Raw genomic sequence first — 26,966 nt, 5'->3', positions numbered from 1 at the left:
AGGTAGTCGAATGCGCCCCCACATAATAAAAGCGGTAATCCTAACTGTTGCTTGTATCATTGTTAGCTCATGCTCTTACTTTTCTTCGACCACAAGAGAACCATATTACCCTCTGTTATCAAATAGTATTTTTTCAGATCAAAGCCCTACCTTAATAGAGACAAACAATGTTGTTATCAAAGCCATCAAATCAAATCGTTATGTCAACGTTTCAGACTATCAAGGCGTAAATGACGTAGCTAAAATAGTATTCAATGAAGCAGAAGTAAGTTCTGCTGTATCGCTAAGTGATCTTCAAAACAGTCTGTTTCATAATGCGCTAGAGTCAATTATCAAACAATTTACTTGTGAGGTTTTTACCAGCAAGCACCCCAACAGTTCGATTCAGCTTTGTCCGTTATCTAAAAACGCTACCAATACTGCAGAGCGTGCCCTTCCATTTATTGATGGTATTAGGTTAAAACATCGCTTGAGTACAACGATTCACAACGATTCAGTTGGTCTCGAATTTGAACTCTTCTTAAGAAGTGTCCAAGAAAGATCGCTTGATACACTTTGGGGGGCGGTGCACGAACTGGGAAAAATCCCTAATTCAGAACTATCCCAAGATAGCCTTGTTCTTACCGTCAATATGAACATACATAAGAAAAATGACTTAGACCGACGTTGGCGTTCTCTTCACCATGAACCGTTAGTGTTTTTCGTGATATTGCCATCTGTTGAGTCTATTTGGCAGAGTAAAAATGAAATCAAAAGTATGATTTTTGCCTATGAAAAAGCCGTCTTACTTATCGTAGACAGCAGATAAACTTGCAAAATACAAAGATAGATCACGCATTAGTTTACTTTTAATGAGAGTCATCGAGTGTCCCAGCAAGCTAGATTTATTAACTATGAATTAACTGCTACTTTGTATTAATCCGGTTAGATTTACACATATCAATATAATTTAAAAAGACTTTTTAATATGAGGATATTCTATGCCTGATAAGTATTCAGCATCGGCTGGTTTAATGTCTGCAAAAGATTATAAAAGCCAAGAACACTTAGTTAGTGACTTTACCGTCACTCAGGCTCTGTCCATTACATTTGAAATCACTGCAACTATTGTCTCTTCAACATTTGATGCTCAAGACCAACTTGGTCAGCTCTTAACTGTCAATCGATATAGTAATGAATCTGGCAGCAACAAACTGCAGAGAACATTCAATGGAGTAATAACGCGTATTGAACAAATGGGTTTGGATGCCAATTTCCAGTTCTTGCAGTTTCGCGTCATACTCAAGCCTTGGTTTTGGCTACTAAAACACACTCATTCGTTCCGTGTTTATCAGACTCAAACGACCAAAGATATAATTAGCGATATTTTTGATAATGCTGGTTTTAAGGGCAAATATAAGCTCTCAAGTTTCCCCTCAACAAAAAGAGAATATTGCCTGCAGTACAATGAATCAGATTATGACTTCGTTGTTCGATTACTTGCAGAAGAAGGATTGCACTTCTATTTCGAGCATCAATCCGGCGATCATACTATGGTGATTCAAGATGCCACTTCTCCATATACCAAAGCAGATGTCGCAAAATTTGATATGCAAGAGACCCCTTCTGGAAGCCTACCACTCATAGAATCTTGGGTTCCTGTTATGGACTTCCATGGCGCCAGCATTGAATTAACAGCTTATGACTATTCACAGTCCAAGCTGGTTACGAGTAAAGCAAAAAAAAGTGGTAATACAGTAGCAAACAACACCAAATTGACTTCTGTGCTTTATCCGGAGCTAGGTATCAGCGGTGACATGACAGATCTTTCAAGTAACCTCGCTAAACGAAGAATTGAATATGTTGAACAAGACTATCAATCCGTCATAGCTCATGCCAAACACGATATGTTTGATATCGCTACTTGGTTTTCCCTAAGTAGTCACTTAGATAAATCACAGCTAGGTGATTTTTCCGTCGTTGGCATAGCAACACATTACAAAGACGATGTTCAGTGCAGCACCGAAGTTCGACTGATACCAAAAGCGACACCCAATTATCCAAAACCCAGAGGAAAGCAGTCTGTAAAAGGATTACAAAGCGCGACTGTCGCAGGAAACACCGCAGGAGACATCAACCAAGACGATCAAGGACGGGTAAGAATTCAATTCCACTGGGATACAGAAGCCAGTGGTGACAAAACCAGTTGCTATGTACGAGTCGCCCAAATGATGGCTGGTAGTGGCTATGGTGCGCAGTTTATTCCTAGAGTAGGTCAAGAAGTGCTAGTTTCGTTCATTGATGGGGATCCCGACCAACCCATTATTACTGGGAGTGTCTATAACAGCGATAATGCTCCTCCTTACAAAGAAGCCAATACAACCAAAAGCGGTATAAAAACTAAATTAACCGCAGAGGCCAATGAACTCTATTTCGATGACAAAAAGGACAATGAACTTATTTACCTTCATGCGGCAAAAGATATCTCACAAGAAATTGAAAATAACCATACAGAAACCGTGAAAGGAGAGTTGAGCCAAACCGTTACCAAAGCGATGAAAATAACAACCGAAGATACCTATACTTTATCTGTTACTAAAGATATGAGTGGTTCAGCCAAGACCATTACGCTAGAGGCCGATGACACTATTGATTTGAAGGTTGGTTCCAGCAAAATATCGATGTCTTCTTCTTCAATATCAATAGAAGCCACCAACATAGACATAAAAGCAAGCAGTGCGCTGAATTTAGAAGGCACCAATGTTACCAGTAAAGCGACATCCGCAAATAAAATATCAGGCACGACTACGGCACTTGAAGCAACCACTTCAAATACTATAAAAGGACTAAGCATAGAGATGAAAGCAGACACGACGTTAAGTGCTGAAGGTTCGTTAAGCGCTGAATTCAAATCAGGTCTAAAAGGAACTTTCGACGGCGGTGTATTGGGTGAGTTGAAAGGTGCGATTGTTAAGGTTAATTAAAACTATGTATAAAAAAATCCCCTATCAAAGTAGTTCTCAAATTATGCCAAGGTTTCAAGCTTCTGATGAAGCTAAGGAGTGCATCAATGACGAACTTCCGATAGATCAAGTGATAGTAAGTTTGCAAAAGTCAGAACTTTATAATGACCTAATACAGTTTCTCGCCCATGCGTTACCTGTCAGAGAGAGTATTTGGTGGGCACTATGTTGTCTATATTCACGCAGTGATGTTTGGAATGACACTCAAAAAATGGCATTGAATACTACAAAGAACTGGGCATTGTCTCCGTCTGAAGAGCTGCGCAGAAAGTCTGAGTTATTTGCCAGTCGATTGGAACTCAATTGTGGACCATCTTGGGTTAGCCAGGCGGTATTTTGGAACGGCTCTGGGAGTATAGTGGCGCCAGACTTACCCACCGTATTACCTGATCCATACTTGTACGCTAAAGCAGTCGCGGGAGCCATTAATCACGCCGCTGCACTACCAGTGTGGGATCAAACCTCCACCTATTATGAAAACGCCGTTATAGCAGCAATTGATATTGCACAAGGTGGAAACGGAGGTCTGATATGACTCTTCCTGCCGCCAGACTTACAGATATGCATGTATGCCCAATGCAAACACCCGCGGTTCCTCCTATCCCTCATGTTGGTGGGCCAATTACTGGACCTGGTGCTCCGACTGTTCTGATAGGAAATATGCCAGCAGCTACGCTTGGGGATGTTGTTGTATGCGTGGGCCCGCCAGATTCAATCGTTAAGGGAAGTGCTACCGTATTAATTAATAGTAAGCCCGCAGCAAGAATGGGAGATACCACCGCACATGGTGGCTCAATTGTTCTAGGAATGCCGACTGTTCTTATCGGGGGTTAACTTTTTCTGCATTCTCTATAATAAGAAAAAACCAGTTATTAGCTAATAAAATAACTCATATTAGAATTTCATGAATATGTAACCTATTATTATTACAGAATAAGTTAATCACATTAACAAGATGTGACTTCAGTTTTTAGAAACCGATCACCATTTTAATAAAATAATGAATTCAATGAAGTTTTTTACGGAAAACCATCTAGAATTTGATATGCAAGCTATTACCTATAAATAACAAATAATTGAATAGATTACATTTTTCTTGTCAAAGGCTAAAGATGGACTGTATATGGTAGACGTTGACGCATTATTGAAACCTATATCTGAAGAGCAACCATCAGGTAGCTATCTCAAGTTGGATAGGAGCGCTTACCGTACTCTGCGCAATCACTATAATACAGCTCAATCATCGTTTCGACAGTTAGTTGAAACACCCGACGCCTCAGGTGACGAAGCGCTTATCGAAGCGAACGACACTAATTGGAATTTAGTGCGAACTACCACATTTGATGCGTTAACATCCCAAACAAAAGATACCGAACTACTCGGTTGGTTCATTACCAGCCAACTATTTACCTCTTCCCCTTATACTAACCTCGCTGATGCAACAAAAGTTTTGGTAGAAATTATCCGAGAATTTTGGGAAACCCTTCACCCTCAGCCTCCTGAAGATAAACTAAAAAGTAATGACGAAGGTGGACGTAATAAAGAGCTAACGGAATTTAGGATCAAACCGCTTCTCCAACTCGTGGGGGAAACCCAAGATTCAACTGCCCTTTTCATGCCACTGCAAATGACCGATCTTATAGGACACGTTACATTTGGTGACTTCTTGAGGGCTGAGCGAAACGGAACCCTATCAGAGCTAAAAGAGTCGACTTATTCACTATACTCCAACGAAATGGAAACTGTCGTCGATGACCTTGCCACTGCCTATCAAAACTTCGACATAGCGGAAAAGCTCATCGCTCAGGCGTGTCAGAAAGTAAATGTTTCTCCAATCAGCTTTAAGTATGCCAAAGCAAATATCTCTGATCTTCTCAAAGCAATACAATATCTTGTTGGTGATAGGTTCGCTCCTTGGCCACTAGACACTAATTTCAAACTCATCACCTTTGAATCAGTACAAGGTGAAACAAGTATTGAACAAAGCACTTCGAGCTCAGAGCCTTCTGACGTAACTTCGAGCATGACGCAGATTCCCCAAGCAAATAATCAAAGTGCAGCCGTTGGACAAGGCCAACTTAATCAACCGGGCTCTGCCGCTCATGTGATTTTAAGTCGCGAGCAAGCCTTTCACGAGCTACGTAAAATTTCACGTTTTTTTCAAAAAACAGAGCCACATAGCCCTATCCCATTTTTACTTGAACGTGCAATTCGTTGGGGCTACATGAGCTTACCTGAATTATTAAACGAGATGACAGGTGGTAACTCAGGAGCGATTACCCATATCAATCAGGTCTCTGGTATGGATAACCTGGAAACCACAAAGCTTAGCAGTATTCCCCCATCACCAAACAGAGCATTCACACAACCGTCTGGGCTTGTAGAGACAGATGTAAACACACAACCACTGAAAAATTCAGACTCACCCGAGACTGCAGCACACAGTGAAAGTCCCTCTCAAAATGACACAAATAATCAGTCTGATAGTGGGATTAATAATTTCGAGTGGTAACACACTACATGCTAATTAGCAAAGGAGAACACAATGGCTTCTATTTTTATGAGAATTGATGGAACTACCCCAAAAGGTGCCGCAACAGTAGAAAAAATTAATGGTAAAGACGGGTTCTTCGCTATTGATACTGTATCTTGGAATGCGGTGAGAGGCGTTGGTATTGATGTCGGTAATGCCAATAACGCCGATCAAGGAATGGTAGCATTGGGGGAGGTCAATATTACACGCGGCTGTGATGGTGCAACACCACATATTGAGACTTTCCTATATGCGCCGGGCCCTGAGGGTAAAACCGTCGAAATTGTTATGACCAAACCAAACCGCGAAGGCTCCGGCGCTGATCCATATCAAATCACTACTCTAAGCGGAGCTCGCATTTCTAGTTACAACTCTGCTGGTTCAGATGGTAGCCTACCAAATGAGTCTTTTTCTCTTACTTACACCAAGATTTCTAAAGCTTATTACATTGAAGGTGAAAGTGGAAAAATCGAAAAAGGACCAGAAGTTGGCTTCGATGCAACTACCGCTAAGATCACCTCATCAGCAAGCTAATTAAGTAAGGAGGCCCACTGTGGCACTGAATTCCCAGCACAAACGTGTAAGTAAAAACCGAGTGAGTATTACTTACGATGTGGAAACTAATGGCGCCGTAGAAACCAAAGAACTCCCATTTGTGGTTGGGGTAATTGGTGACTACTCAGGCCATAAGCAAGATAAAGAAGACGTTGAAGACCGTACTTTTTACAATGTTGATAAAGATAATTTTGATACTGTTATGAAACGTGTGGGACCAGAATTGTCCTTAAAAGTCGACAACGTCCTTGCTGATGATGATAGTCAGTTCGAAGCCGCACTCAAATTCAACTCCATGAAAGACTTTGAGCCTGAAGCGATTGTAGAGCAGGTAGAGCCTCTTAAAAAGCTAGTTGAAACCCGCAACCAACTGAAAGTTCTTCTGTCCAAAGCGGATCGCTCGCGGGATTTAGAGAAGCTGCTTAAAGAGGTCCTACAGAGTGCAGATACGATCAACGCGTTATCTGAAGAACTGGGTGTAAGTAAAGAAGGAGGCGAATAATGAGTACAGAAGCTGAAAATCAACCGCAAGCGGAAGCGGCAGAAGGCTCACTGAGTTTTCTTGACCGAGCGATAGAAGCAACAACTCAAACCCCCGCCGACACAACTAAGGAGCTATTTTCAGTTCTTGCTGAACAAGCGCTTTCTGGAACAGTAACATGGGATAAAAATGTTACTAAGACTATTGAAAATGCGATTTCCGAAATTGATAAAAAGCTCTCCAAGCAATTATCTGAGGTAATGCAGCAGAAGGACTTTCAAAAGCTTGAAGGTTCATGGCGGGGCCTACAGAAATTGGTAAAAGAAAGTGAGCTCGGTCGAGACTTAAAGATAAAAATGGTTGATTTCACTCAGGAAGAGCTACTCGACCAATTTGAAGACGCGCCTGCAATCGACCGCAGCCCACTGTTTAACGCTGTTTATCAAGGAGAATTTGGTACCGCTGGTGGTGAGCCTTATGGGACTTTCATTGGTGATTACGAATTCAGTGCTAAAGATGAGGATGTCGCTCTCCTTCGCTATATGGGTGAAGTAGCGGCTGCCTGTCATGCTCCCTTTGTTGCTGCAGCCAATGCACAAATGTTCGAATTCAACGACTTCACTACATTTGATGAGGGCAAACCCGTTGCAGCAGGTTTTGACTCCCCTGCTTATGCGGCATGGAATGCATTTCGTGAAAGTGACGACGCAAGGTATGTAACCCTTACTTTACCCCGAACCTTGGCACGCTTACCTTATGGTAATAAAGGCCTTGGCACAGAGTTGTTCGACTACGAAGAGCTTGCTACTGATATGGATGGTAATCCTAATCCCTCAAGCAACGACCAATTGGTCTGGTCCAACGCTGCCTATGACCTTGGTTTAAAGATGACTCAAGCATATACAGCGTCAGGCTGGTGCACATCAATACGAGGCTTGGACAATGGAGGAAAAGTCGAGAACCTTCCTAACCTAACCTACAAAACTGAAGCTGGAGACCTTGTCCAACAGTGTCCCACCGAAGTAAATCTTACTGATGAAAGAGAAAAAGAACTTAGCGATTTAGGTTTCTTACCTCTCGTTCATTACAAGAACTCTAATTACGGTGTATTTATTGGTGGCCAGACAGCTCAAAAGCCTAAAACGTACACTGATCCAGATGCAACGGCAAACGCAGCAATTTCCGCGCGCCTTCCCTATATTATGGCCAGTAGCCGTATCGCTCATTACCTAAAAGTAATGGGACGCGACAAGCTCGGCTCAAATTTGGAGGCTCCGGACATTCAACGAGAACTTCAACTTTGGATCGATCAGTACACCAATGCTGGCGCAATTGGTAATGAACAACGCGCAAAAACACCACTTTGTGAATCAAGAATAGAAGTTGTTGAGCAGCCTGGACGTCCAGGTTCTTATTCTGCGGTCGCTCACCTTAGACCTTGGTTACAACTTGAAGAGCTGACTACCTCAGTTCGTATGGTTGCCAAAATACCAGGCTAATCGAATTACAGGCCGGTTAACCCCGGCCTTGTTTATATGTTTGTATGACTCAGGGATAATATGCAACTGAACTTAAATCTTGAATGGCAAAAAAAGTTTTTGGAGATAGACAGTACAGACAGCGACTTTCTCAGAAAGGCTCTGTCTGTACTGTTTGAACTTCAACCAAGTGCTCTGGATAACAAGTCTTCTGTCGTCAATTTCGTCGCCAAGATGATTTCTCTACTAGACAGGAAACTCTCGAGCCAAATGGATAAGATCATTCATCATGACGAGTTTAAAAGCTTACATAGCAGTTGGTTGGGGATACACGGACTTGTGAGCTTGCCCATCAATAATCAAAGGGTGAAAGTCAAAGTCCTAGATATGCATTGGCATGAGGTCTCTTCTGATGTCAATCAAGCATACAATATCAAAGCATCAAATTTGTTTAATAAAATAGGTAACAGGGAGCTTAACACTCTAGGAGGTCAGCCTTTTGGTTGCATATTATTTACTCACCCTGTGTCAGTTGATATGGATTTCGACGCTGACTATGACGATCTATTTACTGTTGAACTATTAAGTAAACTTGGTGAATCCACCTTATGCCCAATGATTTTTTCCCCTAATAAAAATTTTTTTGTAGAGTCTGGAGCAGACTGGCTTTCTGACATTGACAGAATAGAAAAAATTTTAGCAGGACCAGATTTTCAGGCGTGGCAATCACTTCGTAGTAAGCAAAGTTGCCGTTTTATAGGTTTCGCAATGCCTTTAATACGCATGAGACATCAATACAAAAACATGAAGGTAGGTTTTATATACAATGAGCTCGGTAGTGGATTATGGGGGAATTCTGGGTTTGCCCTAGTATCAACAATAATGCGCGAATACCATAGGGTTAACTGGTTTGGTTTTCTGAAATCTCGCTGGAATGATAAATCTCAGGGAGCGGTCATTAATATCGACCAGCACGATTGTTTATTCATCAGAGAACCGCAAACCAATGTAGTGTTATTTGGCAAGGTCTCAACATTTTACGCCCAACACGGATTTATCCCTATCACAAAAAGTCCATTGACAGACAAATACTTTTTCAACGGCAATAATTCCATCTGGCAAAGTGGAACATCAGATAATGATAAAGTGCTAACACAGCTCCAAACTAGCTTAATGTCTTGCCGTATCGCACACTACCTAAAAGTACAGGTACGAGAAATGCTAGGAAGCTTCAACACCGCTTCCGAATGTGAACGTTTTTTAACACAGTGGATTGAAAAATTCTCTAGCAATGTCACTTATGCAAATGAAGAAACATTAGCGAAATACCCCCTTAGTTTCGCGAAAATATCAGTATCCGAGTCGGAGACTCAAGCGGGAAGCTTTATTTGCACACTTAGGATTGTACCTCAATATCAATATGATCACTTCACTGGTGAAGTTGTACTGACCACAGAGCTTGATGAGGTTGGCTAATGGGATTTTGGAGAGCATTTATTGATTCAAAAGGTTCAACTCAGACCGAAGAAGTTGAAGACATAAAGTATCACCTAACCAAGCTACTTGAGTCAGAATCTTCTTTACTGAGGATCGACGATCGATTTATTGAACTTCATCGCTCTAACCTTAGATTTGGGATTGAAGATGTTCAGCTGTTAAGTGCCAGTTTAGATCAAGCTCAACTAGCTATTCGCCTAGAAAGCTACATTCGCCATTTTGAACCACGCCTATCTCAGGTCATAGTAGAGTTGCTAGAGCGCAACGAAAGTGAAAACGCTTTGGTGTTTAATATTATTGCTAGAGCCAATACATCGAGAGGAGAGCAAGAACTTATATTTGACTCAAAAATATCTCTCAACGATCTTACAACAATTATGACGGAGGATAGCTATGACTGATCCTTTAATGCGTTACTTTGAACAAGAGCTAACGTTTGTAAGACGTGCACTCGGACAGTTTGGGCACCAACATTCAGAATATGCTGAACGCCTCAATATTCACCAAGGAAAAATTGAAGACCCGAGCCTTGCCAGGCTTCTTGATGGGGTTTCACTGTTAAATGCCACAGTCGAAAAACAATTGTCTGAACAATTACCGCAAGTTGTCGAAGGCCTACTAAATGTCATTTATCCTAGCTACACTCAAACCATACCCAGCGTTGCTTACATGCATTTGTCTGCCCAAGGTGATACTCCAGAGTCAACCACCATTCCAGAAGGGTCGCATTTTACTTCAGATGCTAAAGGTCGAACCTGTCAATTTACGACCGTTGATAAACTGGTGACAGCTCCATTTCAATTAATAGATACCACAGCATCAAGCGCCCCCTTTAAATTTAACCGCCCCGTCAGCACAGAGCAATCGACAGCCGTCATTCAGCTATCACTTTCAACGGGTGACCCTAGTATTCTTTTTTCTCAGCTCAATCATCAAGACCTTGATCTATTCGTACAAGGTTTCGAAAACAATGCCGACTCAATTGTTGAGCTATTGTTAGGTCAAACAAAAGCTATATCTATCTCAGATATGAGCTGTGACAAACATATTGTAATGCCTGCAGGAAAACTAAAAAATAGGGTCAGCGACTTAAATTTTTTATTTCTGCCCCAAAAAGGAAATCAATTTTCAGGCTTTCAGCTAATCAGTGAGTTTTTCTTTTTCAAAGAAAAGCGCCAATTTTTCCGCCTAAAAGATTTTGGATCAGCCGCTAAAGAATTCGATAGCTCAGAAATCAAACTGAATCTGTTTATGCATGCGATTCCGGCTGAATTCATGCGCCTATTCGACAACCATGTGTTTAAACTTGATGTGATACCTGCGGTAAATTTGTTTGAGCAAACTGGAGAACCCACCAGTTATGATCAAAGGTCTCTGACTATACCTGTCAACGCTGACGCACACAGTGATAGCGATATAGAAGTTGTTGAGGTAAAAGAGGTATTTGAAATCACTCCCCAAGGAGAAAAACCATTAATACCTTTATTTCGTGATAGTTATCAATCTGACGTCAATGCTGATTACTGGCAAAGCTCTAGAGATTTATCTGGACAATTTAGACTGGCAATTAGTCTCAAACCAACACATGAACTGGAATTTAGCAAATTGTATGGTACCTACCTGCTTTGTACTAATGGTAAACAAGCTTGTGGAATCGACGGGGAAATGGAATGCTCAGAAAACATAGATATACCGGGTACCTTCAGCGCCATATACCCCCCTACTGCTCCCATTGAGCGTGAGCAGAATTTGAATCTTCACTGGCAATTTGTAGGTCTACTAAATGGTAACTTTTCGTCACTATTGCATACAAATAATCCTACCGAAACACTCAAACAAATGCTTCAGCTATGCAGCAGAGAACAACTTTCTGCTGAAGAAATACAGGCAATACATAGTGTATCGGTTAAATCACAAGTATCAGCCATACGAATCATGGGCAAAAATGTATTTTCACCTGGTACTGAGGTCGAACTAACACTTGATACTCAAAACAGCTTTCTTGCTTTTTGCGATGTACTTAATCGATTTTTCCAGCAATTTTGTAGTTTCGATCGATATATACAGCTATCAATTAGGATCTACGGCAGAGATGGTGTCGTAAAGCAGTACCCTAAAATACATGGGAGTCAGTTAGCCATGTAGCGGCTAACTGGAAAATTAATGTCATTGATAAACGATCTTAGGCAACACCCACAACAATACGACTTTGCGCAAGCGATGAGGTTACTGACACACTGGACAAATCAAAATCCAAACAGAATAACGCTTGAATTGAAAGCAGAAGCGATGCCAACCGGTGACGCAAGTGAAATCCAGTACTTTTCTTTAAAAAATAATCGGCTTAAGTTGCGCCTCGCAAAGCAAGCTTTATCCGGAGTAAAAGGGGTTATTCCAAACTACATATATGAAGAACTATTGTCTTCTTTACACCGCGATGAACATGCCTTAAAGGATTTCCTTGATGTATTTAACCAAAGGTATTTTGAATTACTCAGTCACTTAGAAATCGGTTCCTGGTTGGTTATTCAAAATGAGATTCAACCGGAGAAAGCTGCTTTACTAAACAATCTAGCAGCACTAGACCGAAAGCATTCTAAGTATTTCCAATACTCTATGTTACTCAATCAAGGGCAAAGGAACCTACTTACGCTATCACAAATACTCAACGATTATTTTCCCTTTAGAATGAAGGTTTCGACAAAAATAAACGAAAGACGCCAGCTGCCTGGAGACTCACTAACCCGATTGGGGAAGGATATAAGTTACAACAGCAGAGTGGGCCATGGTTTTTTGTTAGGAAACACGTGCTTGACTCATTTCAGTCATCTTTTGGTTTATATCACGCCGAAGACTGAAAACGAACTAATCACTATACAGTCTGATCCCCTACTCGCAAAAAACATGAGAGAGTTAATTCAGCATTATCTTGGCGATAATACCCCAATCTCGATTTACTTGAATGTGAAAAGGGAATATTTAAATCGCCCAAGACTTTCGAGTAATAAATACAACGCGGCAAAATTAGGCGAAGTAGACTGCCTTGCGCCAGAGCGAAAACCTCAACACATAGTAAGTATCCTTCTGAAGTGAACCACTTCAGGTTAAATAATGAGCTAGGTAATCACAGCCTTTGAGATGAAAGGAAAACGGTATGACGCAAGTTACACTAACAAATTTAGTCGCTAAGCTTTCCCCCGAGCTAAAACAAGCACTAGAAGTATCAGCTGGCGCAGCAATGAATCAGAATGTTCCTTCTATTGAGACCGAACACTGGATATTGCAACTTATATCACAACAAGATCAGCACCTAGCTAGCCTTATTCAATCACAAAACTTGTCCCAAGATAACTTAATCAATGAGTTATCTTCGAAGATAGCCCGCTTTCCCAAAGGCAACGAAGGACAACCAACTCTTAGTCAAGCACTGACCGAAATCGTAAAAGATGCGTGGATGATAGCTTCTGTTAACTATGGCCATGGTGAAATCATTAGTCTGCACCTTATCCAAGCTATGCTGCAGCAAAATGTATTGGGTATGAATACACTGCAGCTCGAAAGCTTACAGAATGTTTCTCTAGAATCGTTACAAGGCCTTATAAACAAAACCGCCGTTGCGAAAACCAAAACATCGGCCCATATTGGTTCTGCAGATGGGACAGTCCCTTCGGGTAATGATGCACTGAGTAAATACACCACAAACCTTACTCAACAAGCTATTGATGGAAATATCGATCCTATCTCTGGGCGTAATAGCGAAGTTCGCAAAGCCATTGATATTCTTTGCAGGAAAAGACAGAACAACCCAATAATGGTTGGTGAGCCCGGTGTTGGTAAAACAGCAGTTGTCGAAGGATTGGCTCTAAGAATTGCAGCAAATGAAGTCCCTAGCGCCCTTCAAGGCGTGCAAATACATTCCTTAGACTTGGGGTTACTGCAAGCTGGTGCCAGTGTGAAAGGTGAGTTTGAAAACCGTCTAAAAGACGTTATTAATGAAGTAAAAAATAGCGATCACCCTATTATCGTATTCATCGATGAAGCACACACCCTAATTGGAGCGGGCGGTGCTGCAGGCCAAAATGACGCTGCAAACTTACTTAAACCAGCCTTAGCTCGTGGGGAGTTTAAGACAATCGCCGCTACTACTTGGGCTGAATACAAAAAATACTTTGAAAAAGATCCCGCACTAACTCGACGCTTCCAAGTCGTCTCTATTGAGGAGCCTAATGCAGAAGACGCTAAGCAAATGTTACGAGGAATTGCATCATCGTTACAGAGCCATCATGGCGCCTTTATCACTGAATCAGCCATTGATGCCTCCGTCCATTTGTCTATTCGCTACCTTCCCAGCCGTCAACTCCCTGACAAAGCAATCAGCCTGTTAGATACGGCAAGTGCTCGAATTGCTCTAACACAAGGCGCAAAGCCAGAAGTCATTGAAGCGCTTGAACAAACAATTCGCTATCAGAAGAATGAAAAATCTGCACTCGAAAAAGAAAATGCATTATTTGCTACCTCTGAAGATGAAATTAAGCTGTTAGCATCTCAAATTACTGACAATGAAAAGAAGCTCAGTGACTATCAGTCGCGCTGGGAACAAGAAATTGAACTTGTCCATGATATCAAGCAGTTACAGCAAGAAATCAGCGATGCACAAGCTGGTGAGCAAGTCGATAAATCAAAACAAGACAAACTGAATGATCTTATTGACAAACTGACAGCACTGCAGGGAGAAGAGCCTCTGGTTAATGCAATGGTTGATGAAAATACCATCGCCCAGGTTATCGCCAATTGGACTGGAATTCCGGTCGGCAATATGATGAGTGACGAGATCGCTCGTTTACTGTCACTTGAAGAAGAACTAGATAAACGAGTAATTGGTCAAAATGTTGCTAAGCAGGAATTAGCGAAAGCAATTCGTATATCACGTGCTGGATTAACTGATAATCGTAAACCTATCGGAGTATTCCTAATGTGTGGACCAAGTGGCGTCGGAAAAACCGAAACGGCCATGGCTCTTGCAGAACAACTATATGGTGGAAACAACGATCTAACCATAATCAATATGACTGAGTTTAAAGAAGAGCACAAAATTTCAATGCTACTTGGGTCACCTGCTGGTTATGTCGGCTTTGGAGAGGGCGGTGTTTTAACCGAAGCTATCCGTCGAAATCCATACTCTGTTCTTTTATTAGATGAAATGGAGAAAGCTCATCCGGGTGTGCACGACCTGTTCTATCAGATTTTTGATAAGGGACATATAAAAGACAGTGAGGGTCGTAATGTTGACTTTAAAAACACAATTATAATCATGACATCCAATGCCGCAGATCAAGCTATTTGTGACGCGTGTTCAAATAGCAATGAGCGCTTGAGCAATGAAGAGTTACTTGAATCTATCCGCCCTGATTTGCAGCACTATTTTAAGCCAGCGTTTTTAGGCCGAACAACTATCGTCCCCTACTATCCTCTTAATGATGAAGAGCTATCGAAAATTACTGAGATATCTCTGAATCGCATCAAGAAAAAGCTGGCTGAACAGTATCAGGCTTCGTTTACTTGGGACAAAGGTTTTGTTGATTATGTCGTAGCGAAAAATACCGACCCAACGACAGGAGGTCGAGCGGTAGAGCAAATTATCAATCGTTCCTTAATGCCCAAACTCGCCGAAGAATGCATCAACAGACTGAGCCAACAACAACCTATATCTCAGGTCTCTGTTGTAGCTGCAAATTCTGAGATGGGCTTCGAACTGACCATTCAGTAATATATGGGATTGAGCAGCAAGATGGATACTTACAATAAAGATAATTCAAAGGGGTTGTTGTCACTGAGGTCTAAACTGATCTTAGCTATTGTTGCTATCTTGCTGTTCTCTAATGGACTAAACACAACGCTCAATTATCTAAACTTTGACAAGAGACTAACTCAAACAAGCGATTCTACCTATCAAGTTGTAGTAGACGAAACAGACAGTGATATCCGACAGGCAATAAGTCTTGGTTTGCCTTTAGCTTCAATTTCAAATATTCAATCTCTCATTGAAAGACGCTCGGAACTCGTTGACGGAATAAATAAAATTCAGGTAGTTAACAATGATGATGAAGTATTGTTTACAACAGGAGTCGCTAAGTTTGGCACCGACCGGCTAATCAAAACTGATATTATTAATACTTTTAATGTGAAACAGGGAGAGCTTAGGCTTTATTATTCTCCTCTATACCTAGAAAAAATTAAACAAGGTCTACTGACACAACAAATTATTTACACATTGCTATGGGTCTTAGTTGCCTCGGTTTTAGGCTATTTAATTGTTAACCTTTTGCTGGATTTCCTTCTAAACAAAATTCAATCGGCCACTGATTTAACCAATAATAGAGAGCTACCTGATAGGCAAGCCCTCCATTCCATCAAAGAACTCATTATCGTTAATAAGGCTCATTCTAATTGGGAACGGATGCGTGCTAAGTACTTTCCAATATTGGTCATTATTTTGGCTATCTTTTTAACTATCGCTTCAAATATTGGCAGTTCACATCATTCACTCACCACTTTTTCTAGTATTTACCAAGAGCAATTAGAGCAGAAATCAAATCTAATCGGAGATACTCTGTCTACTATGATCAGTCGCCTAGTTGAAGAGGGCGTACCGCTGGATAAATTAACAGGGTTAGAGCAAGAATTTGCCTCCTATATCGTCCATCATCCCGAACTTTTGTCCATCCGCATAGAAAAAAATAAAGACTCGATATACCAATATCCGGAGGTTTTCCCTAATTACAAAGATGCAAGTTTACTATCCATCCCTATTGATGAGACTGGCATAATCCAGCTCCAAATGATGGCAGATATAAATATCATCCCACAGCTGATTAAAGACAGCCTTATGGATATGTTGACGGTACTGATTGCCTCAAGCCTATTTGTTATCGAAATCATATTATTTGTTTGCAACGCTATGATAATTAAACCCTGGAAACAGATAAAGCAGCTAGTCACAATAGATGAAAACCAACAAGACCCTCACCTTGTACAGGTTCAGTCGAGAGACGAGCTTGGCATCTTGATAGATAAACTTAATCAACTGGTTCAAAGAACATTTGATGACAAAGTATTTCCAAATAAAAACATCCAAGACTATCGCTTTGTTAGACTGCCACTGTTTATATTAATTTTTGCCGAGGCCATGTCCCTGGCTTTTTTCCCTAATTTTGTCAGTAATATCCCAAGTAGTTTCAATTTGATACCACAAAATTTAGTCACTGGCATTTCTATTTCATTGTTTATGGCTTGTTGGGCATTATCCCTACCTTTTGCAGGATACTGGTCAGACAAAGTTGGCAGAAGAAAATCACTTGTTGCCGGTGGCAGTGTTATTTCAGTAGGACTTATAGCAACATCAGCAAGCCCAAACTTAGAAGTTCTATTGTTGACTAGGGCGATAACAGCTTTGGGGTATGGTGTAGTTTTTATATCTGCTCAAGGATACATCACTGACACAACCACCTCTGAAAACAGAACGAAAGGAATGTCGACTTTTTTCTCTGCATTTTTCTCTGGTTCACTTTGCGGGGCAGCAATTGGAGGCATTCTAGCGGACAAACTCGGTTATACGACAACATTTGCTTTATCTTCGGTATTAGCTTTGATTGGAGTTGTAATAATTTTTAGCGTATTTGATCGCAGCAATACAAACATAACCAGTCAACCAGTCAAACTCTCTGACTTTAAAGTACTGCTAAAAAACAAGTATTTTACACTTATCGCTTTCTTTAGCGCCATTCCTGCTAAGATTATTTTAACTGGCTTCCTTTATTACATTTGCCCTGTTTACCTGCAGTCTCTAGGTGAGAGCAATGCGGTATCAGGACGTATCATGATGACTTATGGTTTAGCCATCGTGCTTATTGCTCCACTTTCGGCAATTTTAATAGACAAATGGAATCATAAAATGACTTTCATCTTTGCTGGAGGAATTTTATCTGCTGTGGCATTGATCAATATTACCGCTTTGCCTGGCACTCTGGGATTACTTTTTATCGTTGTAATAGTCGGTATCGCTCACGGTATTGGTGTTTCACCTCAAGTACCCCTTGTGATTGAATGTTTAGGCGAGTCAAATTTAGATAAAGGTAAAACCATAGGGATATTCCGTTTGATTGAGCGAATCGGAAACATATCAGGTCCCCTAATTGCCGGACTATGTTTGAGCATCGTTAGTTTCGAGACCACCATTATGCTTTTTGGTGTTGTGTTACTGATAAGTTCTTTATGCTTTCTAAGCTTGTACAGCATATTTGTTCGCCGAGACAAAAGACAAATGGAGGTAGTGAAATGAGAGTTTGGCTTCTCGCTATACTGGCGATCCTGCCATTTGAAGCATCAGTAAAGCCGTCTGAAGGAGATAAACATATTGTCATGGTCCTTTGGAGAGGTATCACTGAGGCCGAAAGAGGGTTTATGGATTACCTGTCTGGTAAGATTTCGGCACACTATACTATTCTGGATGCTAAACGAGATAAAGAATTACTAGCAAACCACTTAAAAAGTGTAGATAGGTTAAACCCAGACTTAATTTATACTTTCGGAACAACAATAACACTTGGCTTACTCGGAACTGAAAGTTACCCCAGTTCGTTTAGGAAAGAGAGTGACACTCCTGTCGTATTCAGCATAGTTACAGACCCAGTCGGTTCAAAGATAGTAAGTTCACTTCAAGCTCAACATCGTAACTTTACAGGTGTAAGCCATATCGTACCCCACAATGTTCAGCTAAAAGCGATTAGCCAACTAGATGGACTTGATACAATCGGCATTATTTTTAATCCTCTTGAGAATAATTCAGTGGTAACAGCAAGAAATATTCAGGCTCTCTCTTCTGAGTTCAAAAAAGACGTTTTTCTTTATCCTTTGAGAACAATAAACGATAAGCCAGACACAGGCTCAATAGACAAAGTTGTTGACTTGATGCAAGAAGATGGGGTTCAGTTAGCCTATCTACCACCAGATTCATACATCATTAGTAAAGGCCAAAATATCGTCGATAATTTACATATGCATGGCATTGCTACATTTTCTGCTACAGAATCACCAATACGTAACAACGACGCACTGTTTGGGATTGTAAGCCGCTACTATAACGCAGGACAGTTTGCTGGTTATAAAGCAGAACAAATTCTTACAAGGCAGTTTCCTGTTAGCGAGATCCCTATTGAGTCTTTGACCCAGTATTCATACATAGTGAACATTGGTGCCGCCCGAGCTTTAGACTATTACCCTCCTGTTTCTATCCTTAAAATTTCCGAATTAATTGGAGGAACTGAATGATAACTATCATGAAGTATTTTACTTTCGTCATCCTGTCTTTCTTCTGCATTATGAATATCGCTTCGGTGTATGCTCAGCCAGTATTTGGTCCGGCTCGACTTCAACTTACTACTCAAAATTGGCCCCCATATCAAGATTACGTAGATGAGGAGATGCGAGGCTTGGCAATCGATAAAGTAAAATGCGCACTCAATAAAATGGGACAGCCTTACCAAATTACGATGACGGCATGGTCAGATGCCCAGTTAAGAGTACAAAGCGGCTTACAACACGGATTTTTTGTCGCGACACAAACGGCAGAGAGAGACGAATATGCCACCCTTTCCACAGCCATTGCCCAGCAAGAATTACGTTGGTATTTCGGCCCTGGGGTTAAGCCAAACATCAACGAACTAACTAAGGTCAACCTCAATTTTTCAGCAAAGTTTGGGTCAAGTAAATGGTTTTGGCTAAAACGTAACGGCTTCAGAGTTGTTAAACAGCCAAGAGATGCAAAAATTCTATTAAAACTCCTAAAGCAAAGAGAAATTGATGTTGTTCTGGAAGACGAGAAGGTATTTCAGCGAGAATTAGAGAATGCGGCACTCCCTGCTAACTTCTTTCAGTCCAAACTTAAAGATTCCAAGCCTATGGGAGTCTACTTTTCCAATCATTTCCTTAAAAAGTATACTGGTTTTTTACCAGCCTTTAATTCAGCAATTTTAAAATGTGAGGGGTAAACAAGTGACGATTAGTATTCATTTGATCTCTGTACCCTCTGATGAGGTGGTCACTTCCAGAGTCATATATTTACCTGAAGCTGGAGGAGAGTTTGGCCGCTCAGCATCATGCGATATCGCCCTGCCCGATCAAAGCAAGCGCATATCCAGAGTTCACGGCAGCATTCGGCGTACAGAAGCGGGATACAGTGTAAAAAGTACCGGTCAAAATGCGGCCTCTCTTAATGACAAAGCCATGGTAAGAGATAAAGACTACCCACTTAATGATGGGGATATACTTAAAGTTGAAAGCTATACCATGTTGGTTTCTACTTTGGTGTCAACCAAACCACCCCAAGAACAAGATGATGATAGCACCATGTTTTCAGAGCCTTTTTCATTACAGATAGATAATGATGACACTGATTTTCTTGACGAGACAACTCCTTCTGTATCGAATGAAAAAAAAGGAAACTTTACACAAGAAGGCGTTCTTACAGACGACCCATTTGCAGCGGATCCTTTTGAAGATCTGGAAGATGTTCTTATATCCCAACATATTGAGAAAGACGAACCCAACTCAACTCAGGTTCATCAAACCAGCGATCCTGAGTTGTTACCAGCAAGTACCAAAGACGACTCTCCAATAGAAACATCGTTAGAGAAAATACTATCAATCACAGAGAAGAACCAAAAATACTTAGCTAACCCGACTCTTCACCATGAACTACTGTTTAAAGCGCTCGATCAAACCGTTGACCAGTTCTTAAATGATTTTTCACCAAACCAATTAGAAAAACAGTTTGACGACTATATTTCAGGCGGGATTTTTACCAGTAAACAAAAGAAGTATTGGAGGATCTATCGCAAACACTTTCAGCATCGTCAAGATAATGGAGACTTTAGACGTCAGTTCAAAGCCCTCTTCATGGAAAATATGCAAAAAAATAGAGAGGAAAAATAATGGCTAAGTGGAGTTTGGTATGGGCTTTATTTATGCTTGGATGTTCATCCGATCCTACGCCTGTCGTTACACAATACTCGTTAGCGATAAAGTCAGACAAATCATCTAACCCTTCAGAGTCAAATACTTCAAATCCTGTAGTGGTAAGATTATATCAACTGACTGATGCTCAGATGTTTAAGCAGCAACCATTTATTGACTTATATAGTAATGATGCTCAATTACTTAGTGCCAACTTAATATCCAAACAGATATTGCCTGTGGTTATACCCGATAGCGATACAAAGCTCACTTTAGATATCAACAGCCAAACTCAGTATGTAGCAATATTGGTTGAGTTTATCGACTATCAACATAGCCAGCCTAAAGCAGTCTCTCCACTACCCACAAGCTCTGATGGATACCTGCAATTAAGTATTTCGGGCGATAAAGCCGAGTTAATCGTTATTACACCAGATTCACCTTGGTGGAAATTGTTTTAATCATATTTGAGGGGAAATACGTGGACGCATTCAAAAAAGTGGTATGGCAAGAAGGCATGTTTATTGCCCCACAGCATTTTCAGCAACAAGATCGTTATGTTCAAAACTATATCCGTCAAAATATCGAAACATTGGCTGGTTTTTCTCCTTTTTATGGCGTGACTGAGCTAACCATTAATCATAGCTTACTCAAAATTGGTAAGCTCTCTGTGTCTTCCGCCGCTGGAATATTTCCAGATGGCACCCAATTTGAGTTAAAAGAGGAAATTGCTAGGGATATTCCACAAGGAACAATAGAAACCATTGCATATTTAGCACTGCCAATATCTTTACAAGGCAATAACGATTATGGCAGTGATGAGTCCGAGCAAAGCAGATACGTCACACAATCTATCAATGTATTTGACACTTCAACATCAGAAAATGCCAGTGTTGAGATTGACGTTGCTCAACTAAATGTCTCAATTAAGCTTGAAGGAGAAGATACCTCTGGTTTCACTTTAATCCCCATCAGCAAAGTCTTGGAAAGTATTGAGTCAGGAGAGGTGGTCCTTGATCGTTCTTTTATCCCTGCGTGTCTTCATTATGGTGCATCTATACTGTTAGCCGAAAGAATGAAGGAAATTCATGCGCTTTCTGCCAACCGAGCAAATAGCCTTCTCAAGCGAATTGAGGCAGGACAAGGACAAAAAAGCCCTCAATCCATGATGCAAGATTACTTATGGCTACAGACGTTAAACACTTGGCTTCCCTGGTTTGAACTGACCATTAATAACCCCAAATATCAAACTCACGAACTCTACTTGGAACTCAGAAAATTTGAGGCTCAAATAATGGCCTTAACACCAGCCATACCTGAGTCTTGCGCTAGCCTCCAATATCAAAAGCTGTATGAAAGCTTCAATCCACTTTTTTCCAACCTCAGGAATATGTTGACTATGGTACAGCAAGATTCTGTTGTTGAATTCAGTTGGGACTCGTCTTTGTTTGAAAGACGTCGCTTACTGCGAACATTAATTAAAGACACAGCGAGCGTCGCAAATCGTCGATTTGTATTGGCAGTAAAATCTAACATAAGTAGCGCAGAACTCAATGAGCTCTTCCCAGTCGCGGCCAAACTTGGAAACAATGCGAGAATTGTCGAGCTTGTCCGGAATAGCCTTTCAGGCATAGCTCTTTCGCCATTACCTGTGGCTCCGAGTGAATTAAAACCGATGCAAGGCGTCGCCTATTTCGAGGTAGACACATCGGATAGAATGTGGCTGGAAATGCTGGAAAATCGGGATGCTATTGCTTTGCATGTTGATACTCGCATTAACGAATTAGATGTTATGCTATATGCGTTGAGGTAACAATAATGGATTACTTAGACGAAGAAACGCTAGTATGGAATGCAGAAAAATCAGAATTCTCAGAAAAAAGTAGTGACGACAGTGCTTCGCAATGGACACCTGTTAATGCCTCACAAAATAAGCATGGCTTGCTCGATCATTTCAATAAAGCAGAAAATCAGCTTCTCAACATTAGTAGCGAACTGTTGGCGATCACTCTTAAAGTCTCAACGCTTCCTGAACCGCAAGACGTGACGACTCTGAGACATCAACTTGCTAACAATATTAACGAGATTAAAGCCAAAGGCTCAGAGCTTACCTATCCAGTAGCGGTCATAGATAAGTTGTGCTTTTTATATGCCGTCGTGTTAGACGAACTCATTATATACAGTGAGTGGGGAGAGAAACGTTGTTGGGAAAATAAAACCTTACTTAGTGAGCTCTTCGGTATGCGCAATGGCGGTGAACTCTTTTTTACCGTCGCGGAAAAAGCCATTCGACAACCCCATAAGCTTATTGATTTACTGGAAATAATTTATATTTTCTTGAACATTGGCTTTAAAGGCCAATATCGAGAAACAGGTAGCGAGCAGATAAAAGGATTCATTCATCAACTTGAACAAGCTATTACTCAGTATAGACCGAGTAATAATATTCATTGTAGAACACGAGTAAAGCAGCCCAAAACTCGCAAACCGACAAGGCGTAAACGCTATTTGCTAACCACACTATTTTTCGGGACATTAATAACGTTAAGTATTGGCCTCACACACTTTTGGTACAAAGAAACACTACCTCCAAGGTCACGTGACTTTACCACACTACCCACTTTTAGTGATCGTTATATTCTATCCGGAGAGGTGAAAGATATTGTGTTTATCAGCCAAGATGAAGATTTAGTTTCTCCTCCACAAAAAGCAAGTAAAGTGGAGATGGTGGATACAGTTCCGCCACCAAGCTTGAAAACAAGTAAATCTGGCTGGTTAGTGCAGTTAGCAACCTTTTCTTCACAACGAAATGCAGATTCATTCATCAGAAGTTTGTCACCATCAGCCTACTCACCCACTGTAGAGAAAGTTCGCTCTTACTATCGTGTCATTGTTCGAAGTACTTCTCCCAAGCAAGCAGAACAAATAAAAAGCTGGTATCTAGAAAAAGACTCCATTAAAGCAATCGTTGTGCAGAGTAAAACCACAAGAAATAACACTAAGAACACTTCAGAGGCTCCTTAGTAATGGCAGAACAAAATTCATCTCAACCACAAACTAACAGGCTAAGCACAGTAGTTTGGACATTCGTTTTGGTAATAGCTATTTTTGTATTAGGTGGATTGTTAACGTGGAAATACGCCTACCCAATACATACGATAGCAGGCCTATCATTAACGTTATTGGTGGCTTTAATTCTCGGCTCACTTTGCTTCTGGTTACTATCGAAAAGGCGCATACAGCCTCAAACACCCAATCAAGACAAGCTTCTCATCAATAAGCGTTGCAAACTACTCACCAAACATTTCAAAGCGATGCTTAACATACAAAAACGAAAAAAACGCTTATCTAGTCGATACGATCTACCTTTTTATGTACTTCTGAGCGACGACCCAATTAAAGATAAAAGCATCATTACACAAATGGGCTATGAAGCTTACAAAGTAGACGATTTTGGCAATGATATAGAGTTTCCAATTTTATTTTGGTTAAGTGAACACTCTATATTGATCTCTATTAGCCTAGGAGATGAGCAACATCCAGACTATGTAAAAACGCTTTGTCAAAACCTAAACAAATGGCGCTCTCGTCAGGCAATCAATGGCATTATACTGACAACCGATGTCAAAGAACTATTGAAGTCAACCGAAACCGTCACCCAAAAAGCTGACAAGATCAAATCACAGATAAAAAGCTTCAACCATATTTTTGGCCTTAACCTACCTGTTTACAACATCATAACTCAAATGGGTCAGATCAATGATTTTTGTCAGTTTTTCTCTGCATTTGATGAAACCAAAAGAAACGATGTATTTGGAGTCACTTCTCCAATAATGAAACACGGTGGAATAGATGCAGATTGGTATAACACTGAATACGATAACCTCATTACACAACTGCTCTCTAATATGAGTAATGCATTAGCCTCACAACTCAATCAAGATTATCGCAATGCAATTTGCGCCGCGCCCTATCAATTCGCATTACTTAAAGAGAGTTTATGGGAATTCCTCTATCGTTTGTATCGTGGTGAGCAATTACATGATGGGCTTAACTTTCGTGGGTTCTATTTTACCCATAGCGGCCAGATCCAAAAGCAACATGATGTATTGGCCAATATGGTTAATCAAACGTTGGGATACGAGCAATTTCAGCAGCACCAGCAAATCCCTGTACAACAAACCCTTTTTGCTCAATATTTAATGACTCACACCATTTTAAATGAACATGAGTTAGTCGGGGTTAATCGACGCAAAGAAAATTTATTATTAACGATGCAAGTGGCTTATACCCTATTCTGGCTAAGTTTATTTGCGTTTGTGCTCATCGACATAAAGATCGACTTTGACTACCAAAGTAAACTAGAAGCAGAAGCCGACACTATGTTAGAGCGTTACAAAGAAGCCATATCGGCCCAACCATACAATATAGAAAATATGGCGGATAATATTCCTAACCTATATTCTCTCAATCGAATTTATGCTCTGTATCGGGAGCCAAGGCCTTGGTACAGTTTTTCATTCATGCCAACATCAAGTATCGTCAGTGACGTTGAAGCAGCCTATTTTGATGAATTACAACGAGTGCTTATTCCTTCAATGGAAAACACTCTTGAAAAAGATTTATTTGTTTATGTTAATTTGGAAGATCAAGCCAAGACATTATCATTGCTTAACAATTATCGATTGTTGTTCAATGTTGACCGTAGCAACATTGGTGCACTAAAACGGTACTTCATCACAACGTTGGAGGAGCAAGGTGAAGCAGATAGTGTCAATATTGCGCAACTCGAAGTATTGCTTGATGATGTATTTGAAAAAGGGCTGGTTCCTATCAAGGCCAATTTAGGGCTTGAACAATTAGCTAAGAGAGTCATCAGCCAAACCGGAGTTGAAACGCTACTATATCAACATATTCTTAATTCAGAGACCTACTCAAGCCGAATAGACATACGCCATGAACTAGGAAATAACTTCCGAAAACTGATGTCGTTTTCTCCGAACTATGCTGGTTATATGGTTCCGTATTTGTATACACCATCGGGGTTTAATGAACTCGATTTATCAATAAATTCACCAATTTTAAAAGAAGCCCTAAGAGCGTATGAGGGTGTGGCAGGAGCCTCACCTAGTGCGTCAGAAATGTATCGTATTAGTCGAGATTTGAAGCAGAGATATCAAAATGATTACATTAATTATTGGCGTGATTTTATCTCTCAAATTCAAGTTGCTAATGTTAGCAACGCTGATGATCTTAAACGAACAATGGCATTGCTAACCAATGCGTCAAACAATCCTCTTGCTATGCTTTATAACACGGTAAGTAAATACACGTCCGTTGAGTTACCAAAAGATCCGGCGAAAGATAACGACACCCAGCCACGACAACAGGATATGGATAAAAAGGAATCCGCAAGGCAAATTCAGCTAGCCTTTGAGAAGTTCCACAATCAAGTCACTACTGATGAACAAGGGAATAAACCCATTGACTCATTATTGGGTAAAGTTACTCAGGCGGAAACTTGGCTAGATAAATTCTACCAAGCCGAAGATCCACAAAAAGTCGCCTATCATGCGCTTACCGCATCCATAAAAACCAGTAACCCTATATCTGTTTTGGCTCAACAAGAAGCTGCTCAACCATCAATATCCAAACAAATTTTGACTCAATTAACACGGCAATCAAATGAGTTAGTGATGAGCCTTGCACATGATTATTTAAATAACACCTGGCGCTCCGAGGTTTATCAGCCATATAAAACAACGATTGCTGGCTATTATCCGTTTAATAAGACAGCCAGTTCAGATGCAAGTACCGCCGATGTTGCCGCTTTTTTTAAATCTGATGGAACCCTAGAACAATATTACCAGTCGAAATTGAAAAATTTCTCTACAGAACAGCGCTCTCCTTACCTCTACGGTTTACTACCAAACACAGGATTTGCTTTGGACCCTTCAGTTTGGCAAATGATTTCGAAGGCACGTGACATTCGCAATGCTCTTTTTTTGGCCGACCCACAAAACATGTCACTCCAATTTCAGTTAAGGGCTAAAGAAATGAGCTCTGACGTCACCGAATTTATTATTCAAGGCGAAAAGCCCCTCTTCGTATACCAGCATGGTCCCCGCCTTTGGACCAAACAAAGCTGGAGTGCGGCGGCCATAGAACAAGACTCTGTTGGGTTTCAGATAAAAGCCCAACAAAGTAGCATTGCTTCTGAGAGTTATAAAGGTAACTGGGCATGGTTTAAATTTATTCAGCCAAGGGTTGCTTCAGCGACATCACAAGAAACAGAAGTGGCGATTAAATATGGTAATAGCCAAGTTCAGTTAAGCATTAAAACACAAGGTCAAAACAACCCATTTGTACCCAATTTTTTCTCTGCTTTTTCATTACCATCGAGCATTTAG

Annotated in this window: 21 protein-coding genes; all 21 read left to right on the top strand. The window is 40.7% G+C overall.

Annotated elements, in window-relative coordinates; genetic code table 11:
* Nucleotides 1-10: 10 nt before the first annotated feature.
* The 21 genes from MHN79_RS11220 (at nt 11) to tssM (ending at nt 26,966) form a co-directional block, all read left to right on the top strand.
* A complete protein-coding gene (locus MHN79_RS11220) occupies nt 11-808 on the top strand; it encodes a hypothetical protein (RefSeq protein WP_239172967.1) in 798 nt (265 codons plus the stop codon).
* 172 nt (nt 809-980) lie between these two features.
* Nucleotides 981-2,963: a type VI secretion system tip protein TssI/VgrG gene (gene tssI, locus MHN79_RS11215; RefSeq protein ID WP_239172966.1), complete on the top strand. Its 1,983-nt coding sequence runs from the start codon at nt 981-983 to the stop codon at nt 2,961-2,963.
* A gap of 4 nt (nt 2,964-2,967) precedes the next feature.
* A complete protein-coding gene (locus MHN79_RS11210; protein ID WP_239172965.1) occupies nt 2,968-3,537 on the top strand; it encodes a hypothetical protein in 570 nt (189 codons plus the stop codon).
* A complete protein-coding gene (locus tag MHN79_RS11205; RefSeq protein WP_160927307.1) occupies nt 3,534-3,836 on the top strand; it encodes a PAAR domain-containing protein in 303 nt (100 codons plus the stop codon). The genes MHN79_RS11210 and MHN79_RS11205 overlap by 4 nt, the downstream gene beginning before the upstream one ends.
* Before the next feature lie 289 nt (nt 3,837-4,125).
* Entirely contained in the window at nt 4,126-5,514 is a 1,389-nt protein-coding gene (locus tag MHN79_RS11200; protein ID WP_239172964.1) for a type VI secretion system ImpA family N-terminal domain-containing protein, read from the top strand.
* Nucleotides 5,515-5,547: 33 nt separating this feature from the next.
* Entirely contained in the window at nt 5,548-6,069 is a 522-nt protein-coding gene (locus MHN79_RS11195; protein ID WP_239172963.1) for a type VI secretion system tube protein Hcp, read from the top strand.
* Nucleotides 6,070-6,088: 19 nt separating this feature from the next.
* The gene (tssB, locus tag MHN79_RS11190; protein ID WP_114785776.1) at nt 6,089-6,592 is read left to right on the top strand and encodes a type VI secretion system contractile sheath small subunit; all 504 of its coding nucleotides are present in this window, start codon (nt 6,089-6,091) and stop codon (nt 6,590-6,592) included.
* The gene (gene tssC, locus MHN79_RS11185; protein WP_160927300.1) at nt 6,592-8,070 is read left to right on the top strand and encodes a type VI secretion system contractile sheath large subunit; all 1,479 of its coding nucleotides are present in this window, start codon (nt 6,592-6,594) and stop codon (nt 8,068-8,070) included. Before tssB ends, tssC begins: the two co-directional genes overlap by 1 nt.
* 60 nt (nt 8,071-8,130) lie before the next feature.
* Nucleotides 8,131-9,525: a type VI secretion system contractile sheath large subunit gene (locus MHN79_RS11180; RefSeq protein WP_239172962.1), complete on the top strand. Its 1,395-nt coding sequence runs from the start codon at nt 8,131-8,133 to the stop codon at nt 9,523-9,525.
* Complete coding sequence (gene tssE, locus MHN79_RS11175; protein ID WP_160927296.1) at nt 9,525-9,947, top strand: type VI secretion system baseplate subunit TssE; 423 nt, start codon at nt 9,525-9,527, stop codon at nt 9,945-9,947. The genes MHN79_RS11180 and tssE overlap by 1 nt, the downstream gene beginning before the upstream one ends.
* Nucleotides 9,940-11,691: a type VI secretion system baseplate subunit TssF gene (gene tssF, locus MHN79_RS11170; RefSeq protein WP_160927294.1), complete on the top strand. Its 1,752-nt coding sequence runs from the start codon at nt 9,940-9,942 to the stop codon at nt 11,689-11,691. The genes tssE and tssF overlap by 8 nt, the downstream gene beginning before the upstream one ends.
* An 18-nt stretch (nt 11,692-11,709) precedes the next feature.
* A complete protein-coding gene (locus MHN79_RS11165; protein ID WP_160927292.1) occupies nt 11,710-12,639 on the top strand; it encodes a type VI secretion system baseplate subunit TssG in 930 nt (309 codons plus the stop codon).
* A gap of 61 nt (nt 12,640-12,700) precedes the next feature.
* Entirely contained in the window at nt 12,701-15,313 is a 2,613-nt protein-coding gene (tssH, locus tag MHN79_RS11160; protein ID WP_239172961.1) for a type VI secretion system ATPase TssH, read from the top strand.
* A 21-nt stretch (nt 15,314-15,334) separates the two neighbouring features.
* On the top strand, nt 15,335-17,884 hold the full coding sequence (locus MHN79_RS11155) for an MFS transporter (protein ID WP_239172960.1): 2,550 nt from the start codon (nt 15,335-15,337) through the stop codon (nt 17,882-17,884).
* The gene (locus tag MHN79_RS11150) at nt 17,881-18,873 is read left to right on the top strand and encodes an ABC transporter substrate binding protein (RefSeq protein WP_239172959.1); all 993 of its coding nucleotides are present in this window, start codon (nt 17,881-17,883) and stop codon (nt 18,871-18,873) included. Before MHN79_RS11155 ends, MHN79_RS11150 begins: the two co-directional genes overlap by 4 nt.
* 8 nt (nt 18,874-18,881) lie before the next feature.
* Complete coding sequence (locus MHN79_RS11145; protein ID WP_239172958.1) at nt 18,882-19,592, top strand: transporter substrate-binding domain-containing protein; 711 nt, start codon at nt 18,882-18,884, stop codon at nt 19,590-19,592.
* A gap of 4 nt (nt 19,593-19,596) precedes the next feature.
* Entirely contained in the window at nt 19,597-20,535 is a 939-nt protein-coding gene (locus tag MHN79_RS11140; RefSeq protein ID WP_160927282.1) for a type VI secretion system-associated FHA domain protein, read from the top strand.
* A complete protein-coding gene (tssJ, locus tag MHN79_RS11135; protein WP_239172957.1) occupies nt 20,535-21,017 on the top strand; it encodes a type VI secretion system lipoprotein TssJ in 483 nt (160 codons plus the stop codon). Before MHN79_RS11140 ends, tssJ begins: the two co-directional genes overlap by 1 nt.
* A gap of 20 nt (nt 21,018-21,037) precedes the next feature.
* Nucleotides 21,038-22,369, top strand: coding sequence for a type VI secretion system baseplate subunit TssK (tssK, locus tag MHN79_RS11130; protein WP_239172956.1), 1,332 nt, complete (start codon nt 21,038-21,040; stop codon nt 22,367-22,369).
* Nucleotides 22,370-22,374: 5 nt separating this feature from the next.
* Nucleotides 22,375-23,580, top strand: coding sequence for a type IVB secretion system protein IcmH/DotU (gene icmH, locus MHN79_RS11125; protein ID WP_239172955.1), 1,206 nt, complete (start codon nt 22,375-22,377; stop codon nt 23,578-23,580).
* A 2-nt stretch (nt 23,581-23,582) separates the two neighbouring features.
* Nucleotides 23,583-26,966 (top strand): type VI secretion system membrane subunit TssM, encoded by a 3,384-nt coding sequence (tssM, locus tag MHN79_RS11120; RefSeq protein WP_239172954.1) that lies wholly within the window; start codon nt 23,583-23,585, stop codon nt 26,964-26,966.

Origin of the sequence: Vibrio sp. Of14-4, from assembly GCF_022347625.1 — a bacterium.
GTDB lineage: Bacteria > Pseudomonadota > Gammaproteobacteria > Enterobacterales > Vibrionaceae > Vibrio > Vibrio pristinus.
The sequence above is the reverse complement of the archived record's forward strand: the minus strand, read 5'-3'. Positions and strand labels throughout refer to the sequence as shown.

Excerpts from the sequence above, each read along its gene's own strand:
- MHN79_RS11220 (WP_239172967.1), top strand. The coding sequence starts at position 11 with ATGCGCCCCCACATAATAAAAGCGGTAATCCTAACTGTTGCTTGTATC.
- tssI (WP_239172966.1), top strand. The coding sequence starts at position 981 with ATGCCTGATAAGTATTCAGCATCGGCTGGTTTAATGTCTGCAAAAGAT.
- MHN79_RS11210 (WP_239172965.1), top strand. The coding sequence starts at position 2,968 with ATGTATAAAAAAATCCCCTATCAAAGTAGTTCTCAAATTATGCCAAGG.
- MHN79_RS11205 (WP_160927307.1), top strand. The coding sequence starts at position 3,534 with ATGACTCTTCCTGCCGCCAGACTTACAGATATGCATGTATGCCCAATG.
- MHN79_RS11200 (WP_239172964.1), top strand. The coding sequence starts at position 4,126 with ATGGTAGACGTTGACGCATTATTGAAACCTATATCTGAAGAGCAACCA.
- MHN79_RS11195 (WP_239172963.1), top strand. The coding sequence starts at position 5,548 with ATGGCTTCTATTTTTATGAGAATTGATGGAACTACCCCAAAAGGTGCC.
- tssC (WP_160927300.1), top strand. The coding sequence starts at position 6,592 with ATGAGTACAGAAGCTGAAAATCAACCGCAAGCGGAAGCGGCAGAAGGC.
- MHN79_RS11180 (WP_239172962.1), top strand. The coding sequence starts at position 8,131 with ATGCAACTGAACTTAAATCTTGAATGGCAAAAAAAGTTTTTGGAGATA.
- tssE (WP_160927296.1), top strand. The coding sequence starts at position 9,525 with ATGGGATTTTGGAGAGCATTTATTGATTCAAAAGGTTCAACTCAGACC.
- tssF (WP_160927294.1), top strand. The coding sequence starts at position 9,940 with ATGACTGATCCTTTAATGCGTTACTTTGAACAAGAGCTAACGTTTGTA.
- MHN79_RS11165 (WP_160927292.1), top strand. The coding sequence starts at position 11,710 with ATGTCATTGATAAACGATCTTAGGCAACACCCACAACAATACGACTTT.
- tssH (WP_239172961.1), top strand. The coding sequence starts at position 12,701 with ATGACGCAAGTTACACTAACAAATTTAGTCGCTAAGCTTTCCCCCGAG.
- MHN79_RS11155 (WP_239172960.1), top strand. The coding sequence starts at position 15,335 with ATGGATACTTACAATAAAGATAATTCAAAGGGGTTGTTGTCACTGAGG.
- MHN79_RS11150 (WP_239172959.1), top strand. The coding sequence starts at position 17,881 with ATGAGAGTTTGGCTTCTCGCTATACTGGCGATCCTGCCATTTGAAGCA.
- MHN79_RS11145 (WP_239172958.1), top strand. The coding sequence starts at position 18,882 with ATGAAGTATTTTACTTTCGTCATCCTGTCTTTCTTCTGCATTATGAAT.
- tssJ (WP_239172957.1), top strand. The coding sequence starts at position 20,535 with ATGGCTAAGTGGAGTTTGGTATGGGCTTTATTTATGCTTGGATGTTCA.
- icmH (WP_239172955.1), top strand. The coding sequence starts at position 22,375 with ATGGATTACTTAGACGAAGAAACGCTAGTATGGAATGCAGAAAAATCA.
- tssM (WP_239172954.1), top strand. The coding sequence starts at position 23,583 with ATGGCAGAACAAAATTCATCTCAACCACAAACTAACAGGCTAAGCACA.